The sequence below is a fragment of the Oligella ureolytica DSM 18253 genome (genome assembly GCF_000373745.1).
Lineage (GTDB): Bacteria > Pseudomonadota > Gammaproteobacteria > Burkholderiales > Burkholderiaceae_B > Oligella > Oligella ureolytica.
The window spans coordinates 1-16,622 of record NZ_KB892368.1 but is presented as its reverse complement, the minus strand read 5'-3'; the positions used below and the strand labels follow the sequence as shown (position 1 = coordinate 16,622).

The following is a 16,622-nucleotide window of genomic DNA, read 5'->3' as shown; positions in this document are numbered from 1 at the left end:
TTTATCACTATGTTACCTACACCTGATCAGATCAAAGAATATATTGAGAGTAATATGACCTGTGAGCACGTGCATGTGGTAGGTGATGGCTCACATTTTCAAGCAATTATTGTCAGTCCGGAATTTGCCGGTAAGCGCTTGATTCAACGTCATCAGTTGGTTTATGCGGCATTGGGTGATCGCATGAAGGCTGAAATTCACGCGTTATCTATGAAAACCTTAACACCAGAAGAATTCGCACAAAATGGCTAAATTAAAAATCATCGGCGGCCAACCCCTGCACGGTGAGGTCGTTATTTCAGGTGCAAAAAATGCAGCATTACCTATTTTGTGCACGACGTTGTTGACTGATGAGCCGGTTATTTTGCGCAATATTCCTCGCCTCAAAGACGTGGAAACAATGGTCGCTGTCCTCCAGCAGTTAGGTGTAGAAGCTGAGTGGCTTGACGATGATGTGCTGCGTTTACAAACAAAGGAAGTCAGCTCCTATGAAGCGCCGTATGAGTTGGTCAGTACCATGCGCGCATCCATATTAGTCTTAGGGCCGTTATTGGCTCGCATCGGTCAAGCAAAAGTCAGTTTGCCGGGTGGTTGTGCCATTGGCTCGCGTCCGGTGGATCAGCATCTCAAAGGCCTAAAAGAATTAGGTGCTCAGTTAGAGGTTGAGCACGGATATGTTGTTGGCGCAGTCACTGATGGCGGCTTGGTGGGTGGTTCAATCCGTACCGATATGGTGACCGTGGGCGGGACTGAGCAGTTTTTAATGACAGCTGCACTGGCCAAGGGCACAACCGTGCTGGAAAATGCAGCGCGAGAGCCGGAAGTCGTTGATTTAGCTAATATCCTCATTGCGATGGGGGCAAAGATTACCGGCCATGGTACCGATCGAATCGAGATCGAGGGGGTTGAGCGTTTGCATGGTACTGACTACTCGATTGTTCCTGATCGGATCGAAGCAGGCACGTTCTTGTGCGCAGTTGCCGCTACCGGTGGCGAATTACTTTTGCGCCATGTCGCTCCGGCGACCATGGGTGCTACCTTAGATAAGTTAGAAGAAGCAGGGCTGCAAATCGAACAGGGCAAAGACTGGATTTGCGCTAAAATGCCTACCCGGCCCAAGGCAGTCAGTTTTCGTACAGCCGAACACCCCGGATTTCCTACCGATATGCAAGCACAGATGATGGCGATGAATATTGTTGCCGAGGGCACCGGTGTTGTAGTAGAAAATATTTTCGAAAACCGCTTCATGCATGTGTCGGAGTTATTGCGCTTAAACGCCGATATTTTACTCGATGGCCCCACTGCGGTGATTAATGGTGTGGATAAGCTCTCTGGTGCGATAGTGATGGCGACAGACCTTCGTGCTTCTGCCAGCTTGGTGATTGCCGGTTTGGTTGCCGAGGGTGAAACAATCATTGATAGGATCTACCACCTTGACCGCGGTTATGTCAATATGGAAGAAAAGCTCCGTGCTGTGGGCGCAAATATTGAAAGGATAAATTAATCATGGATAAGCTCACGCTTGCCCTCTCCAAAGGACGTATTTTTGATGACACTTTACCGCTTTTAGCTGCGGTAGGTATTGAGGTGACAGAGAGCCCCAGCAAGTCGCGCAAATTGATTTTGCCGACAAGTGATCCAAATCTACAGATTTTAATTGTACGGGCTTCGGATGTGCCGACCTATGTGCAATATGGTGCTGCAGATTTTGGCGTGGCAGGTTTGGATATTTTATATGAATACAGCCAAGACCATGCGGGTGGTTTATATCAACCGATTGACTTAAATATTGCCAAGTGTCGTTTGGCAGTCGCTGTACGCCAGGGCTTTGACTACGAAAAGGCGGTACGCCAAGGCAGTCGCTTAAGGGTCGCAACTAAGTATGTCAATATCACGCGCGAGCATTTTGCTAAGAAGGGGGTACACGTTGATATTATTAAGTTGTATGGTTCGATGGAGTTAGCGCCGCTAACCGGTTTGGCTGACGCCATTGTTGATGTGGTCTCCACTGGTGGCACCTTACGCGGCAATAATCTGATTGATGTTGAGGATGTGATGCCGGTTTCTTCGCGCTTAATCGTGAATCAGGCGGCGTTAAAAACCCGTGGTAAAAGTTTACAGCCATTTCTTGATGCCTTTGAAAAGGCCGCGTTGGAATAGTTATGTCAGTGATTAATCGTTTAAATTCTAGTGATCAGGGCTTTGATGAGCAATTAACTCAGTTGCTAGCCTACGATGAAGCGCAAGACTCACAAATTGAGTCTGCTGTGAGTGAGATTTTGGCCAATGTGCGCGAGCATGGTGATGCGGCCGTCGTTGAGTATAGTCGTAAGTTTGACGGGGTTAGCGCAGAGCATATGGCTGAGCTGGAGGTTTCTAATGAAGCATGTGAAGCAGCGCTTGCCGCTTTACCTCAGGAGCAGCGTGATGCACTAACTCAGGCAGCAAAACGCATTTGCGCCTATCATGAGCGCCAAAAAAGCACCGGTTGGACCTATGAAGAGGAAGACGGGACGGTATTGGGTGTAAAGGTTACACCGATGGACCGTGTTGGGCTATATGTGCCGGGGGGCAAGGCTGCTTATCCTTCTTCTGTGCTGATGAATGCGATTCCGGCCAAGGTTGCGGGCGTTGGGGAAGTCGTCATGGTCACGCCTACGCCCGGTGGCGAGCAAAATCCTATCGTGCTTGCTGCGGCTGCAGTGGCAGGTGTGGATCGTGTGCTTACGATCGGCGGTGCTCAGGCGGTGGCGGCGTTAGCTTATGGTACAGAGAGTATTGCACAGGTTGATAAGATTGTCGGTCCGGGCAATGCCTATGTTGCGGAGGCGAAGCGACGAGTATTCGGCGTGGTTGGTATCGATATGATTGCCGGTCCAAGCGAGATTTTGATTATATGTGATGGCAAAACGCCTGCTGAGTGGATTGCCATGGATCTGTTTTCACAAGCAGAGCATGATGAGTTAGCTCAAGCCATTTTACTGTGCCCTGACGCTGCTTATCTGGATGAGGTTGAGGCGTCAATCAAGCGATTGTTGCCGGAGATGTCGCGTAAAGCGATTATTTCGACCAGTCTGGCTAATCGCGGTGCCTTGATTCAAGTTCGCGATTTGGATGAAGCCTGTGATATTGCCAATCACATTGCTGCAGAGCACTTAGAAATCTCGGTGCAAGAGCCCCAGCCTTTAGTTGATCGTATTCGACATGCGGGCGCTATCTTTATTGGGCCCTATAGTTCTGAGTCCTTGGGTGATTATTGCGCGGGCACTAACCACGTTTTACCCACATCAAGAACAGCACGTTTTTCATCACCTCTAGGGGTTTATGATTTTGAAAAGCGATCAAGCTTAATCAATATCTCCAAGAGAGGAGCCGATACATTAGGGCGAATCGCCAGCACCTTAGCATATGGTGAGGGGTTGCAGGCCCACGCCAAGAGTGCAGAGTATCGTTATAAGAATTAATCTATTTTTGAGGAGTTACAGTTACAATGCGTAGTGCTGAAGTTAGTCGTCATACCCAAGAGACCAAGATCCGCGTCGCGATCAATTTGGATGGTACGGGTAAGCAAGATATTAATACGGGCGTGCCTTTTTTAGATCACATGTTAGATCAAATCGCCCGTCACGGCTTAATTGACTTAGAAGTCCACTGTGATGGTGATACTCACATTGACGATCATCATTCGGTAGAGGATGTGGGTATTACCTTGGGTCAGGCTTTTGCTAAAGCAGTGGGTGATAAAAAAGGAATTGTGCGCTATGGTCACTCTTATGTGCCATTAGACGAGGCCCTGTCCAGAGTGGTTATCGATTTTTCAGGTCGTCCGGGGTTGTATTACAACATCCCCTTTACTCGAGCGCTTATTGGTCGTTTTGATGTGGATTTGTTTCAAGAGTTTTTCCAAGGCTTTGTTAATCACGCTGCGGTAACACTACACATTGATAATTTAAAGGGCATTAACTCGCACCACCAGGCTGAGACTGTGTTTAAGGCGTTTGGACGAGCTTTGCGCATGGCCCTAGCAGAGGATCCTCGTATGGCCGGTGTCATTCCTTCCACCAAGGGTGTACTCTAAGTGAGAGTTTAGTAATTCCATAAAGCAATGAGGCTTCTGTTATGAGGCCTCATTTTTTGTGTATCAGTTCTTTCCGTCGGATTAGAACGACAAATTGTCGGTGATTATTGAGCTTGGACAATTTAATTGTATTTATGACGGTTATTATTTATCCTCGACATCAAAAATAGGGTATAAATACTATTTACGGGGTGGCGAATAACGTATCGCTGCTATTTGATTTAAATCTAAATTATTTTTCTGTAATATCATGCTGCTGATCCCAGCCATCGACTTAAAAGACGGCCAGTGCGTACGTCTTAGACAAGGTGATCTTAACGACACCACAATTTTTTCTGATAACCCCGGCACCATGGCTGAAACTTGGCTCAAACGAGGTGCGGAGCGCTTACACTTAGTTGATTTAAATGGTGCTTTTGCGGGACGCCCTAAAAATCAAGACGCGATAGAAGCTATTTTAAACGTGATTGATCGCGAAATTCCGGTGCAAATCGGTGGTGGTATCCGCGACATGGAAACTATCGAGCGCTATCTTGACCTTGGCATGGATTATGTCATTATCGGTACCGCTGCGGTTAAGGACCCCGGTTTTTTACAAGACGCTTGTAGCGCATTCAGTGGTCACATCATTGTTGGTTTAGATGCCAAAGATGGCAAGGTCGCTACCGACGGATGGGCGAAAGTGACTAAAAATGACGTCATTGAGATGGCTAAACGCTTTGAAGACCTAGGCGTAGAGTCAATTATTTATACTGATATTGGCAGAGACGGCATGTTGAGCGGTGTCAATATCGAAGCCACCGTGCGTTTAGCACAAGCGACCCGTATTCCGGTGATTGCGTCCGGTGGTGTTACAGATTTACGTGATATTGAAGCCCTTTGCAAGGTAGCCGATGAGGGTGTCGAAGGGGTGATTTTAGGTCGTAGCATTTACGAAGGTACCTTAAACTTTGAGGAAGCCTTAGATTATGTTGACGATTATTTTGATGGCATAGAGGAGCAGGCATAATGCAACACGACCAAACTAACCAACAATCTGGTTCTTATAAGCGAGTCATCCCGTGCTTGGATGTTAATGGTGGTCGTGTTGTTAAGGGTGTAAATTTTGTTGATCTGCGTGACGCGGGCGATCCGGTTGAGATTGCGAAGCGTTACAGTGAGCAGGGCGCTGATGAGCTGACTTTTTTAGATATTACGGCGACAAGTGAAGGTCGTGATTTGATTTTACCGATTATTCAGCAAACTGCTGCGGTGATTTCGATTCCTTTAATTGTTGGTGGAGGCATACGCAGTGTAGATGATATCCAGCGTCTTTTAGATGTTGGTGCCTCCAAAGTGTCAATTGGCAGTGCCGCAATCGCTAATCCGGAATTAATTCGTGACGCTGCCAAACGCTTTGGCTCGGAGCGGATTCTGGTTGCGGTTGACGCAGGTCGTGTCAATGCAGAGGGCGAGCCTTTGCGATGGGAGGTTTACTCTCATGGTGGGCGAACCGCTACCGGCTTAGACCCGGTTGAGTGGTCTTCTAAGATGGCAGATTATGGTGCCGGCGAGATTTTGGTCACCAGCATGGATAGAGATGGCACCAAAGACGGTTTTGATTTGGAGTTGACGCGAGCAATTAGCGACGCTGTCACTATCCCGGTGATTGCTTCAGGTGGTGTCGGTAATCTACAGCATATGGCCGATGGTGTTACTATTGGCGGTGCAAGCGCTGTGTTAGCTGCCAGTATTTTTCACTTTGGTGACTATACCATCGAGGAGTGCAAGCAGTTTATGCGTGATCAAGGTATTTCGGTTAGGTTAGATTAAATGCAGTGGATTACTCGTGTCAACTTCAATGAGCAAGGACTCATTCCGGTGATTGCGCAGGATTGGCAGTCAGAGCGTGTACTGATGGTCGCTTGGATGAATCACGAGGCGTTGGTTGAAACTGTCAATTCAAAGCGCGGCGTTTATTGGTCACGTTCCCGCAAGAAGTTATGGCGCAAGGGTGAGAGCTCCGGTCATACGCAAATAGTGCATGATATTTACTTGGATTGTGATGCGGATGTCGTTTTGCTCAAGGTCGAACAAATTGGCGGCGTGGCTTGCCATACGGGTCGCGAAAGTTGCTTCTATAAGAAGTTAGTAACTCACAGCAACGAGGTGCAGGATTGGGAAGATGTCGATCCTGTGCTGGTTGATCCCGACACCATGTATCCATCAGAGTAGTTACATAGGGTATTCAATGTCACAGCACATGGAATTTGATGCAAAGCATATTTTAAAGCAGTTAGAGCAGGTGCTTGAGAGTCGGTTACCGGCAAATGGCGGTGATCCTAGTAGTTCTTATGTGGCTAAGCTATACCATAAGGGCGAAGACGCTTTTTTAAAAAAGGTTGCCGAAGAAAGCGCTGAATTAATTATGGCCTGCAAAGAGGCGGATCAGAATAAGATAATTTACGAAGCGGCAGACTTATGGTTCCATAGCTTGGTCGCTTTAACTTATTATGGTGTTAAGCCTGAGCAGATATTAAATGAATTAGCTCGACGTGAGGGCTTATCCGGTTTAGTGGAAAAAGCCTCACGCAGTGAGTAGGCATAGGTGATTTGTTTCATCGATGAGTGTAAATTTAACATACTATTTTTTAGTAACAAAAAATTCTTTAGGAGAATGAGATGGGCTCATTAAGTATTTGGCATTGGTTAATCGTTTTAGTGGTAGTTGCTTTGGTTTTTGGTACTAAGAAGCTACGTAATGTAGGCGAGGACTTAGGCACGGCAGTCAAAGGCTTCAAAAAGGGCCTAGGTGATGCGGAAGATGACAATACAACCACACAGAAAGCCAGTGCAGAAGATGAGATTAAGGCTGTAAAAGCCGGCGATGTCCAAGACGCAGAGTTCAAAGAGGTTAAGCGTGAGGATAAACCTACTGCTTAAGCACGTAACGTGATAGGTAGTATTAGGGTAATATGTTTGGTTTAAGTCTTTCCGAGATATTTATTATTGCGCTGGTCGCTTTAATTGTCATAGGACCAGAGCGCTTGCCTAAAACGGCAAGAGCTTTAGGTCTGTTGGTGGGGCGTGCTCAACGCTATGTTAACGATATCAAAAGCGATATCGAGCGTGAGATGCATGTCGAAGACATCAAAAAGTTTAAGGATGAGGTGGCGTCTAATGTCACTCAGGTGAAATCCTCTGTTGAGGGGGAGATTGCTTCAGTGACAGATCCTTTAAAGAAAATCAGTAATCCTTTAGATGCGGTCAAGTCGGAAGTGACGGATTTAGAAAAGCAGCTCAAGGGCGATCTTAATCCGCTACCTGATTTAAAAGAGTTGGCAATTGATAAATCGGTCAAAGAAGCGGTTGCCAATCCGTTGTCGAGCGCTTCTAAATCAGCAGCTGTTAAAGCAACCGATACAGTCGCTAAAGCCGGTAAAACAACCGGCGTTACCGCCATGGGCGTGGTTTCTGACGCTAAGGCGGAGGTCATAGAGCCCTCGCAAGCCTTCTCCGTTAATCCATCCGCTTCATTTGCGCCGACCAGTACGCTGGTGGATGCGCATCAGTCTACGGTTGCGGGTGGTTCACTGATTTACCCCGACGAAAATGATGACAGCGTAGCCAGCGCTGCTGATGTGATTCAGCAAAGATGGTCTGCCGCAGACGAGCAGGTGTCCACCGATGGCTCCGCACCGCAGCAGGTTGCAGGTATTTATGATGGTCCGACGTTTGAGCCTTTAGAAGCACCGGAGCCTAGCCCTGAAGAGCGCGAAGCTTGGGGTCAGGATTCGACTGCGTTTATCGAGGACAGCGCTAGCCCTGTTGATGCCGATAGGAGCTTAGAGGGATTGGCATTGTGGGAACAGATGCCTCAGGAGCCGTCGGACGAAGAGCAGGTGGTTAGAGGGCAGGATGGGCAGGCAATTGCCGATGCCAATACGCAAGATAAAAAGAATTCTAATGATCATGGTGGCTTAAATGTCTAAAGAGGTTAAGTCTGCAGCAGAAGATGTAGGTCAAAGCTTTTTCTCGCATTTAATTGAGCTACGCACACGTATTATCCGCATGCTGCTTGCGGTACTGGGCGTTTTTGTTGTCTTGACCATATTTCCCGGGACCGGTGCAGTGTATGATTTCTTGGCGCAACCAATGGTCAATACCTTGCCGGAAAATCATACGATGATTGCAACGGGCGTTATTACTCCTTTCTTGGTGCCCTTGAAGGTGACGTTGTTGCTGGCCTTTGTGATCGCTTTGCCGGTCGTGTTGTATCAGGCGTGGGCATTTGTAGCTCCCGGCCTTTATCGACATGAGAAGCGTCTTGTTTTGCCTTTGATTTTGGCCAGCACCCTGTTGTTTTTTGTCGGTATGCTGTTTTGCTACTATGTGGTATTTAACACGGTGTTCCAGTTTATTGCGATGGTCGCGCCACAGTCTATTACCGTAGCACCGGATATTGCTGCGTATTTAAGTTTTGTGATGACCATGTTTCTGGCGTTTGGCGTGACTTTTCAGGTCCCGGTAGCGGTTATTGTGTTGGTGTCATTTGGCGTCATTACGGTCGAAAAGCTAAAGTCAGTCCGGGGCTATGTGATTGTCGGCGCCTTTGTTGTCGCTGCCGTTATTACGCCGCCTGACGTTATTAGTCAGCTATTAATGGCCATTCCCATTTGTCTTTTGTATGAGCTGGGTATTTTCTTATGCCGTTTTGTTAAGGTAAGAAAACCGCAGGCAGAGTAGAGCACCGGCAATTCAAATTGATGCGCTCAGCCTTATAAGAGATATCGCTTTGTTACTCAAAAGTTTGCGGTCGTTGTGCTAGCGTGACATTAAACTCTAGCGGGCGGCCGCTTCTTAATACTTCCAGCTTGACTACGGTGCCTGGCTTTAAGGTCGCTACCTCGTTAAGCATCTGGCGCGTATTGATTGCCTGTAGGTCATTGATCTTGATGATGATATCGCCTACGGCAAGGCCGGCACTTGCGGCCGGACTATTTTGACCGATAGAAGCGACAATCACGCCGCGTACTTGTGGCAGGTTGAAAGCTTTGGCGAGATCGGCTGTTACGTCTTGGGGTTCTACGCCGAGCCAACCGCGGGAGACTTTTCCGGTGGCTATAATCTCTTCCATAATTTTCACCGCTGTGCTGGCCGGTGTGGCAAAGCCAATGCCTAAAGAGCCGCCGGAGTGCGCTTCAGAATAAATGGCAGTATTGATGCCAATCAAGCTGCCGTTGACATTAATGAGTGCGCCACCTGAGTTACCGGGATTAATGGCGGCATCTGTTTGAATAAAGTTTTCGTAGGTGTTGATGCCTAAACCTGAGCGGTTAAGGGCTGAAATAATCCCCATGGTCGTTGTTTGGCCGACCCCAAACGGGTTGCCAATGGCCAAGACGACATCACCGATATTAAGGGCCTGATTGGGATCGGTTTTAATCGGTTGAAGGCCGGTTGACGTGATTTGTAATACGGCCAGATCGGTGTCCGGATCGGCGCCAATAAATTTAGCAGGGGCGCGTTGGCCATCGTGAAGTAGGACTTCAATCGCGTCAGCTGCTTCAACGACGTGATAATTGGTTAAGATATAGCCTTGTTCAGAGGCGATCACTCCCGAGCCAAGGCTGGTGGGATCGCTTAAGCGCTGACGCTCATTTTGTTCTTGAATAAAAGGACGCAGTGATGGGATATCATTGAGATCCCGCAGCGGCGAGTTGATGCGTTTAGTTGTATAAATATTAACGACCGATGGCGCAGCTAATTTAACCGCATCTGCATACGATGTAAAAACGGTTGCAGTGGTTGTAATTGGTGCTTGAGCTTTATTGGAGTTTGTTGGATTTGGGATCGCTTCAGCTTGAATTTTGACCGTGGCAGTCGGTTGTGACTGGATTTCGATTTGCTGACCAAGCCAACCGGGTCTGACTGTGCTAATTGTAAAAATCAGCGCCAAAACAATAGTTACTGCTTGTGAGAAAATCAACCAATAGCGGTACATATATTATTAGGAATCAATCGTGGATAAAATTACAGTCAAAGAACTTATTGCTTGGCTAGACCAACAGCTTCAACCAACACTATTTCAGGATTATGCACCTAATGGACTACAGGTGCAGGGGAAGCCTGAACTTAAAAGAGTGGTCTTTGGCGTCACAGCAAGTTTGGACTTTATTGAGCAAGCAATTAAAAAGCAAGCCGACGCTATTATTGTGCACCATGGATGGTTTTGGAAGAATGAAAACCCCAAAATTATCAATGCCAAATATGAGCGCTTGGCTAAGCTAATCAAGCATGATATTAACCTCATTGCATATCATTTGCCGCTGGATGCTCATCCCCAATGGGGCAATAATGCCATGTTAGCGCAAGTCTTAGGTTTGTGTGTAAATTATGTGGATAATAAACCACAGACTTTCGGTAGGGGCGGTCTTATCTGGCTCGGTAGGGCGCCTGAGGGTGTGGTAAATGCGGGACAGTTTGCCGAATCAATTGAAAAGAAGTTGGTTCGTCAGCCATTATTTATTGGCGATCCGGAACAAAAAGTTGAGACAGTCGCATGGTGTACAGGAGGTGCTCAGGGTATGTTTGAAGAGGCTATCTTGGCGGGTGCCGATGCCTATATTACCGGCGAGGCTTCTGAGCCTGTGTTTCATCTGGCCAAAGAGTATGGCGTGGCTTATTACGGTGCCGGGCATCATGCCACAGAGCGCTACGGTGTGCAGGGACTGATGCAAGTGATGCAGCAGCAGTACCCGATGCTTGAATTAGAATACTTGGATATAGATAATCCGGTTTGATTTGCTTTAGCTCAAAAGAAACAAAGCGCACTCTTGATTTAAGGGCGCGCTTTATTGTGTAATATCGTCAGTAATTAATGTTACTCAAGCGTCTTGGGCGAGGTTAAGTTACTTTCTTGCTTTTGTAATAAGTCGCGAATTTCTCGGAGTAGAGCGACGTCTGCAGGATCTTCCGCAGGGGCTTCCTCTACTGTTTGTTTTTCTGCCTCAAAGCTGGCACGAGCTTTTGCGATAACTTTGACTAAGAGAAAAACGACAAAGGCGAGTAGGATAAAGTTAATGAGGATGGTGATAAAGCTGCCATAGGCAAAGACGTTGGCGCCAGCCTCTGTCAGAGCTTGATAAGTCTCGGGGCCACTATATCCTTCAGGTCGTGAGAGAACGACGTACATATTGGAGAAATCAGCAGAGCCTCCAATGATGAAACTAATCAGGGGCATAATGACATCTTTTACCAAGGAGTCGATGATTTTTCCAAACGCTGCACCGATAATTACCCCTACAGCGAGGTCAATCATATTTCCTTTGATCGCGAATTCTTTGAATTCTTGTACAAAATTAGAAGCCTTGCTCATAAAAAGTTCCTTTTCTTGGTTGTAACAGATTTATAAAGTATATAATAAGGGGTTAATTAGTATTGCGTATCGTAATATTTTTACGTTTCAAGATTTTATTTGTACGATAATAGCGACAGTTTGGGTCGCTATACGTTATTTTTTTAGACCTTGGCAGTAATAGGGAATGATATGAGTCAAGAATCTACTTTTTCAAAAGAGGTGGTAGAGTTCGAGCAGGCGTCACCGGATGTGTTGCCTGATGATCCGAGTCGCCGTTTTTGGTTAGGTACCGCCTGTGCGGTAGGTGGCGTTGCTGGAGTTGCTACGGTGATACCGTTTGTTGCTTCAATGTCACCATCAGAACGTGCAAAGGCTGCTGGGGCGCCTGTGCAGGTTGATATTTCAGCAGTAGCTCCGGGGCAGATGATCACTGCGGAGTGGCAAGGTAAGCCGGTATGGATTTTACGCCGTACGCCCGAGATGTTAGCTACGCTTTCTAAGTTGACTGATGACTTAGTAGATCCAATGTCTCAGCGCCCGGGCTTTACACCGGAGTGGGCTCAAAATGAGCATCGTTCAATTAATCCGGAGTGGATGGTTATGGTGGGTATTTGTACGCATCTAGGCTGTTCACCATCTTCGCGATTTGCTGCAGGCACTTCTCAGGGCATGGGCTCTGATTGGTTGGGCGGGTACTTATGCCCGTGTCATGGTTCTGTGTTTGACTTTGCTGGCCGTGTGTTTAAAAACATGCCAGCCCCTGATAACTTACCTGTTCCTCCATATTATTTCATCGATGATACAAACATCATGATTGGTATGGATAGTCCAGCTTAATCGCTTGGGAACTTGCAGGGATTTTTAATTTTTAGCTAGTTATAAAAGGAGCCTTACATGGCCGGCGAGAAAGTTGTTGAAACAACAGGTCTTCTTGGTTGGGTTGATAGACGTTTTCCTTTGACTAAAATGGTCAAAGATCACATGACTGAGTATTATGCCCCTAAGAATTTTAACTTCTGGTATTTTTTTGGTTCATTAGCCATGTTAGTACTGGTCATCCAGATTTTGACCGGTATCTTTATGGTGATGCACTATAAGCCTGATGGCGAATTGGCATTTGCCTCCGTAGAGTACATCATGCGTGAGGTGCCTTTTGGTTGGTTAATTCGTTATATGCACTCTACGGGTGCATCTATGTTCTTTGTCGTAGTGTATTTACATATGCTACGCGGTATGTTGTATGGTTCATATCGTAAGCCACGCGAGTTAGTGTGGATTTTTGGTGTGGCAATTTTCCTCTGTCTAATGGCTGAGGCCTTCTTCGGTTACTTATTACCATGGGGTCAAATGTCATACTGGGGTTCACAGGTTATTGTTAACCTCTTTGCTGCTGTTCCATTTGTGGGTGAGGGTTTATCTACTTGGATTCGTGGAGACTTCGTTGTTTCAGACGCGACACTTAATCGCTTCTTTGCGTTCCACGTGATCGCGATTCCATTAGTGTTAATCGGTCTGATTGTGGCGCACGTTATTGCGTTGCACGAAGTAGGTTCTAATAACCCCGATGGTGTTGAAATTAAAGACAAGCTAGATGACAAAGGTCGTCCGCTTGATGGTATTCCATTCCATCCTTATTACACAGTGCATGACATTCTTGGTGTGGCCGGTTTCTTATTGGTGTTTGCGGCAATTATGTTCTTTGCGCCTACCATGGGTGGTTACTTCCTCGAAGCCAATAACTTTATTCCTGCTGACCCGTATGTGACGCCTGCGCACATTGCGCCTGTATGGTACTTCACACCGTTCTATTCAATGTTGCGTGCAACAACTGACCAGTTTACTTGGGCGTTAGTTGCTTTCTGCGTGATCTTCGCGATTGGTTTGTTCTTCAGCAAAAATACTCGCGGTATTTGGAAGATTGTTTGGCCGGTCGTGTTAATTGCTGTGGCTATCACGTTACGCGTGTTTGATGCTAAGTTCTGGGGCGTTGTGGTGATGGGTGGTACGGTTGTTATCCTTGGTTTCTTGCCTTGGTTAGACAAGTCACCTGTTAAGTCAATTCGTTATCGTCCGGGCTGGCACAAGTTGGTTTACGCGGTGTTCATGATTAACTTCGTGATCTTAGGCTATATCGGTACTCAGGTGCCTAGTGACTTGCTGAACCTTATTTCTCAGATAAGTACTGTAGTCTACTTAGCGTTCTTCTTCTTTATGCCTATTTGGAGCCGTTTGGGTACATTCAAAGAAGTGCCGGAACGTGTTACTTACAAGCCACACTAAGAGCAAGGGTGAATCATGTTTAAAAAGATATTAAGTGTTTTGGCTTTGACTATTGCTGCGGTTACGACGTCGACAGCTGCCTCAGGCTATGCTTGGGATGAGGTGCCTGTTAAAGTGACTGATAAAGCAGCGTTGCAAAATGGTGCCAAACTATTTGTTAATTACTGTCTGAACTGTCATAGTGCTGACTATATGCGCTATAACAAGTTGATGGACCTCGGTTTAACCGAGGAGCAAATCGAAGAGAATTTGCTATTCACTGGTGAGCGTGTTGGCGATATGATGAATATCGCTTTGACAGCCAAAGATGCCAAAGCATGGATGGGTGTTACTCCTCCGGATTTATCGGTTATCACACGCTCTCGATCTGCTAACTTAGGTCAGCCGGGCGAAGACTATGTATATACTTATTTACGTACTTTTTACCGTGACCAAAGTAGCGTTTCCGGCTGGAATAACCTAGTTTTCCCAAATGCGGCAATGCCTAATCCTTTCTGGAAAGCGCAAGGCCCTGTTGAGGCAATTATTACTGAGGTTAAGCCGGTTGAAGATGGCGACAGCATCAAGTGGATAGAGACAGTTACTCGTTTTGACAAAGACGGGTTTGCTACCTTAGAAAGCGAAAAGGAATTAGCTAACTATAAGGGTGGCGAAGACTATTCTGCTGAAATTAAGTATTTAGATGAATCTAAGAAAGAAGCCTTTGATAAGGATATGGCCGATCTAAGCGCCTTTTTAGGTTGGATGGCTGAGCCGGATCAACATTTCCGTAAAGTACTTGGTACTTGGGTGATGATTTTCTTAGCCTTGTTCTTTGTTGTTGCTTGGTTCTTAAGCAAGCAATACTGGAAGCATGTAAAATAATTCAGCATGGACAACACCTCCTGCAATTGCAAAGCACTTGCAGGGCATACGAGGTCAGTGTCTTAGGGCGCTGACCTTAATTTGTTTAACGGAGACCAATTTATATGATGATTCTTCATTCAGGCACAACTTGCCCATTCTCACAGCGTTGTCGCTTTGTTCTTTACGAAAAGGGTATGGATTTTGAGATCCGTGATATTGACCTGTTCAATATGCCGGAAGATATCTCAGTGATGAACCCTTATGGTAAGGTGCCTATTTTAGAAGAGCGCGATCTGATTCTATATGAGTCTAATATCATCAATGAATATATCGATGAGCGATTTCCTCATCCACAATTAATGCCGGCCGAACCGATTATGCGAGCTCGTACGCGTTTGTTCTTGCATAACTTTGAGCGTGAGCTTTTTTCTCACGTTATCGTACTTGAGGATCGTCAGTTAAGTCCAGATTCTGAAGAAACGGAGGCTGCCCGTAATCGTATTCGCGATCAGTTGACTGTATTGGCGCCGGTAATGAGTAAAAACGATTACTTATTAGGCGAGGAATTCTCTATGCCTGATGTGGCTATTGCTCCATTATTGTGGCGTTTAGAGCATTATGGTATTGAGCTGCCACGCAGTGCGGCACCAATTCAGAAGTACGCAGAGAGATTGTTTTCTCGACCTTCATTTATTGAAGCGCTCACACCAAGCGAAAAAGTAATGCGTCGCTAATTACTTGTCTAGTTAATACCCGAACAGTTGTTATACTAATGTTCGGGTATTTTTTATAACGTACCTTGTTGTACATTGGCATATTAAATAGTTGAGGTGGTTATGTTTCCAGCATCTAGTAAACCATATTTAATTAGAGCGCTATATGAATGGTGTTATGACGAGAGCTTAACACCTCATATTGTTGTGCGAGTCGATAAAAACTGCCAAGTCCCAAAAGCCTTTGTAAAAGATGGCTATATTACTTTTAATGTAGGGCCAATGGCGACCAAAGATTTTTTGGTTAATAATGATTGGGTCTCATTTAGTGCTCGCTTTGGTGGTCAGGCGCAAGATGTACATTTTCCTGTCGCTACTGTTGTCAGTTTTTTTGCGCGAGAGACTCAAGAGGGTATGGGCTTTCCCTTTGAAGAGGATTATGAGCTGGCTAGTCCTTCTGCCGGCGCCGATTCTTCGGATGCCGCTGCAAAAGACGGCGCTAATAATAAGAAAGCTACCGTGTTGCAAATCATTAAATAAACACTATTTGTTGTAAAAAGTACAAAAACGTATCTTTTTTGGTAATGAATGAAAATAGGGCTTGCATATTTTTCTAAAAGGTCTATAATTTCATTCTTCAGCCGGCTTAGCTCAGTTGGTAGAGCAGCTGATTTGTAATCAGAAGGTCACGAGTTCGACTCTTGTAGCCGGCACCAATTCTTTTTGTTGATTTGGTATATATAGTCAAGTTGACGTTGGGTAATAAGATTATCCGTTTATATTGATTTGTGTAATTAAACAAAAAGACTTGACAAGGATAGTTAGTTAATTCATAATTATCATCTTTCGCAAAACAAGTGGTTAGTGATATTAACTCTTTGCAAAAGAAAACAACACTTCGAATTAAGCTTTTAAATTAATTTAAAGTTTTTGATAAAAAGTGTTGACAAAGAGATTTAGATGAGTCATAATTTAAATCTTTGCTGCTCACGAAGCACGAGTTAATAAGTTCTAGTTTTTATTATTAACGGCGGATGTGACAGGGTGATGACAACAAATTAATTGATTAAATGGTGCATCGTTAGGATGCGATTTAGTTTGATTAATTACTTGGTTGAAATCAGCCAATATGTTCTTTAACAATTTAACAACCGATAAGTGTGGGCACTTGGCATAATGTGCAGTCACCGTTTCACGACGGTGAGCCAAATAAATTATGTTTTAAGTGCTTATACTTAAGTTATGAAGAAATAGTAAGGTTTGATATCTTGTGTGATATTTAACTCTGTACTTTTTCTTTGAGTAATAAAGTAATTAAGCGCGATGAGTGATTAGCTTTTTAAGTTAGTTGCTTATCGAAGTCAAT

20 protein-coding genes and 1 tRNA gene are annotated in these 16,622 nt (G+C 45.5%); 19 read left to right on the top strand and 2 right to left on the bottom strand.

Annotated features, from left to right (window positions below; translation table 11 throughout):
* Positions 1-9 precede the first annotated feature (9 nt).
* The 12 genes from B092_RS0113055 (at position 10) to tatC (ending at position 8,803) form a co-directional block, all read left to right on the top strand.
* A complete protein-coding gene (locus B092_RS0113055; RefSeq protein ID WP_018575664.1) occupies positions 10-252 on the top strand; it encodes a BolA family protein in 243 nt (80 codons plus the stop codon).
* Positions 245-1,504, top strand: coding sequence for a UDP-N-acetylglucosamine 1-carboxyvinyltransferase (gene murA / locus B092_RS0113050; protein ID WP_018575663.1), 1,260 nt, complete (start codon positions 245-247; stop codon positions 1,502-1,504). Before B092_RS0113055 ends, murA begins: the two co-directional genes overlap by 8 nt.
* 2 nt (positions 1,505-1,506) lie before the next feature.
* The gene (gene hisG, locus B092_RS0113045) at positions 1,507-2,160 is read left to right on the top strand and encodes an ATP phosphoribosyltransferase (RefSeq protein ID WP_018575662.1); all 654 of its coding nucleotides are present in this window, start codon (positions 1,507-1,509) and stop codon (positions 2,158-2,160) included.
* 2 nt (positions 2,161-2,162) lie between these two features.
* Entirely contained in the window at positions 2,163-3,464 is a 1,302-nt protein-coding gene (gene hisD, locus B092_RS0113040; RefSeq protein WP_018575661.1) for a histidinol dehydrogenase, read from the top strand.
* Positions 3,465-3,490: 26 nt separating this feature from the next.
* Entirely contained in the window at positions 3,491-4,078 is a 588-nt protein-coding gene (gene hisB / locus B092_RS0113035) for an imidazoleglycerol-phosphate dehydratase HisB (RefSeq protein WP_018575660.1), read from the top strand.
* Positions 4,079-4,328: 250 nt separating this feature from the next.
* Positions 4,329-5,087, top strand: a complete 759-nt coding sequence (gene hisA, locus B092_RS0113030; protein ID WP_018575659.1) for a 1-(5-phosphoribosyl)-5-[(5-phosphoribosylamino)methylideneamino]imidazole-4-carboxamide isomerase — start codon at positions 4,329-4,331, stop codon at positions 5,085-5,087.
* The gene (gene hisF, locus B092_RS0113025) at positions 5,087-5,890 is read left to right on the top strand and encodes an imidazole glycerol phosphate synthase subunit HisF (protein ID WP_018575658.1); all 804 of its coding nucleotides are present in this window, start codon (positions 5,087-5,089) and stop codon (positions 5,888-5,890) included. Before hisA ends, hisF begins: the two co-directional genes overlap by 1 nt.
* Complete coding sequence (gene hisI, locus B092_RS0113020; RefSeq protein WP_018575657.1) at positions 5,891-6,292, top strand: phosphoribosyl-AMP cyclohydrolase; 402 nt, start codon at positions 5,891-5,893, stop codon at positions 6,290-6,292. It begins immediately after the preceding gene.
* Positions 6,293-6,308: 16 nt separating this feature from the next.
* Positions 6,309-6,659 (top strand): phosphoribosyl-ATP diphosphatase, encoded by a 351-nt coding sequence (locus B092_RS0113015; protein WP_018575656.1) that lies wholly within the window; start codon positions 6,309-6,311, stop codon positions 6,657-6,659.
* 80 nt (positions 6,660-6,739) lie between these two features.
* Entirely contained in the window at positions 6,740-7,000 is a 261-nt protein-coding gene (tatA, locus tag B092_RS0113010) for a Sec-independent protein translocase subunit TatA (RefSeq protein WP_018575655.1), read from the top strand.
* A gap of 32 nt (positions 7,001-7,032) precedes the next feature.
* Positions 7,033-8,049 (top strand): Sec-independent protein translocase protein TatB, encoded by a 1,017-nt coding sequence (gene tatB / locus B092_RS14820; RefSeq protein WP_018575654.1) that lies wholly within the window; start codon positions 7,033-7,035, stop codon positions 8,047-8,049.
* The gene (gene tatC / locus B092_RS0113000) at positions 8,042-8,803 is read left to right on the top strand and encodes a twin-arginine translocase subunit TatC (protein WP_018575653.1); all 762 of its coding nucleotides are present in this window, start codon (positions 8,042-8,044) and stop codon (positions 8,801-8,803) included. Before tatB ends, tatC begins: the two co-directional genes overlap by 8 nt.
* 52 nt (positions 8,804-8,855) lie before the next feature.
* On the opposite strand, the gene B092_RS0112995 is transcribed toward tatC, so the two are convergent.
* Positions 8,856-10,061, bottom strand: a complete 1,206-nt coding sequence (locus tag B092_RS0112995; protein WP_018575652.1) for a S1C family serine protease — start codon at positions 10,059-10,061, stop codon at positions 8,856-8,858.
* 19 nt (positions 10,062-10,080) lie between these two features.
* Here B092_RS0112995 and B092_RS0112990 point away from each other — a divergent pair, with 19 nt between their 5' ends.
* The gene (locus tag B092_RS0112990; protein ID WP_018575651.1) at positions 10,081-10,860 is read left to right on the top strand and encodes a Nif3-like dinuclear metal center hexameric protein; all 780 of its coding nucleotides are present in this window, start codon (positions 10,081-10,083) and stop codon (positions 10,858-10,860) included.
* 80 nt (positions 10,861-10,940) lie between these two features.
* Here B092_RS0112990 and mscL read toward each other — a convergent pair whose 3' ends face one another.
* Complete coding sequence (gene mscL, locus B092_RS0112985; RefSeq protein WP_018575650.1) at positions 10,941-11,435, bottom strand: large conductance mechanosensitive channel protein MscL; 495 nt, start codon at positions 11,433-11,435, stop codon at positions 10,941-10,943.
* A 171-nt stretch (positions 11,436-11,606) separates the two neighbouring features.
* On the opposite strand from mscL, the gene petA reads away from it, so the two are divergent.
* From petA to B092_RS0112955, 6 genes are all read left to right on the top strand, one after another.
* Positions 11,607-12,254: a ubiquinol-cytochrome c reductase iron-sulfur subunit gene (petA, locus tag B092_RS0112980; protein ID WP_018575649.1), complete on the top strand. Its 648-nt coding sequence runs from the start codon at positions 11,607-11,609 to the stop codon at positions 12,252-12,254.
* A gap of 57 nt (positions 12,255-12,311) precedes the next feature.
* Positions 12,312-13,697: a cytochrome b gene (locus B092_RS0112975; RefSeq protein WP_018575648.1), complete on the top strand. Its 1,386-nt coding sequence runs from the start codon at positions 12,312-12,314 to the stop codon at positions 13,695-13,697.
* Positions 13,698-13,712: 15 nt separating this feature from the next.
* On the top strand, positions 13,713-14,561 hold the full coding sequence (locus tag B092_RS0112970) for a cytochrome c1 (protein ID WP_018575647.1): 849 nt from the start codon (positions 13,713-13,715) through the stop codon (positions 14,559-14,561).
* Between the two features lie 104 nt (positions 14,562-14,665).
* Positions 14,666-15,277, top strand: a complete 612-nt coding sequence (locus B092_RS0112965; protein WP_018575646.1) for a glutathione S-transferase N-terminal domain-containing protein — start codon at positions 14,666-14,668, stop codon at positions 15,275-15,277.
* A gap of 102 nt (positions 15,278-15,379) precedes the next feature.
* Positions 15,380-15,796 (top strand): ClpXP protease specificity-enhancing factor, encoded by a 417-nt coding sequence (locus B092_RS0112960; protein ID WP_018575645.1) that lies wholly within the window; start codon positions 15,380-15,382, stop codon positions 15,794-15,796.
* Between the two features lie 100 nt (positions 15,797-15,896).
* Positions 15,897-15,972, top strand: a tRNA-Thr gene (locus B092_RS0112955).
* Positions 15,973-16,622: the final 650 nt, after the last annotated feature.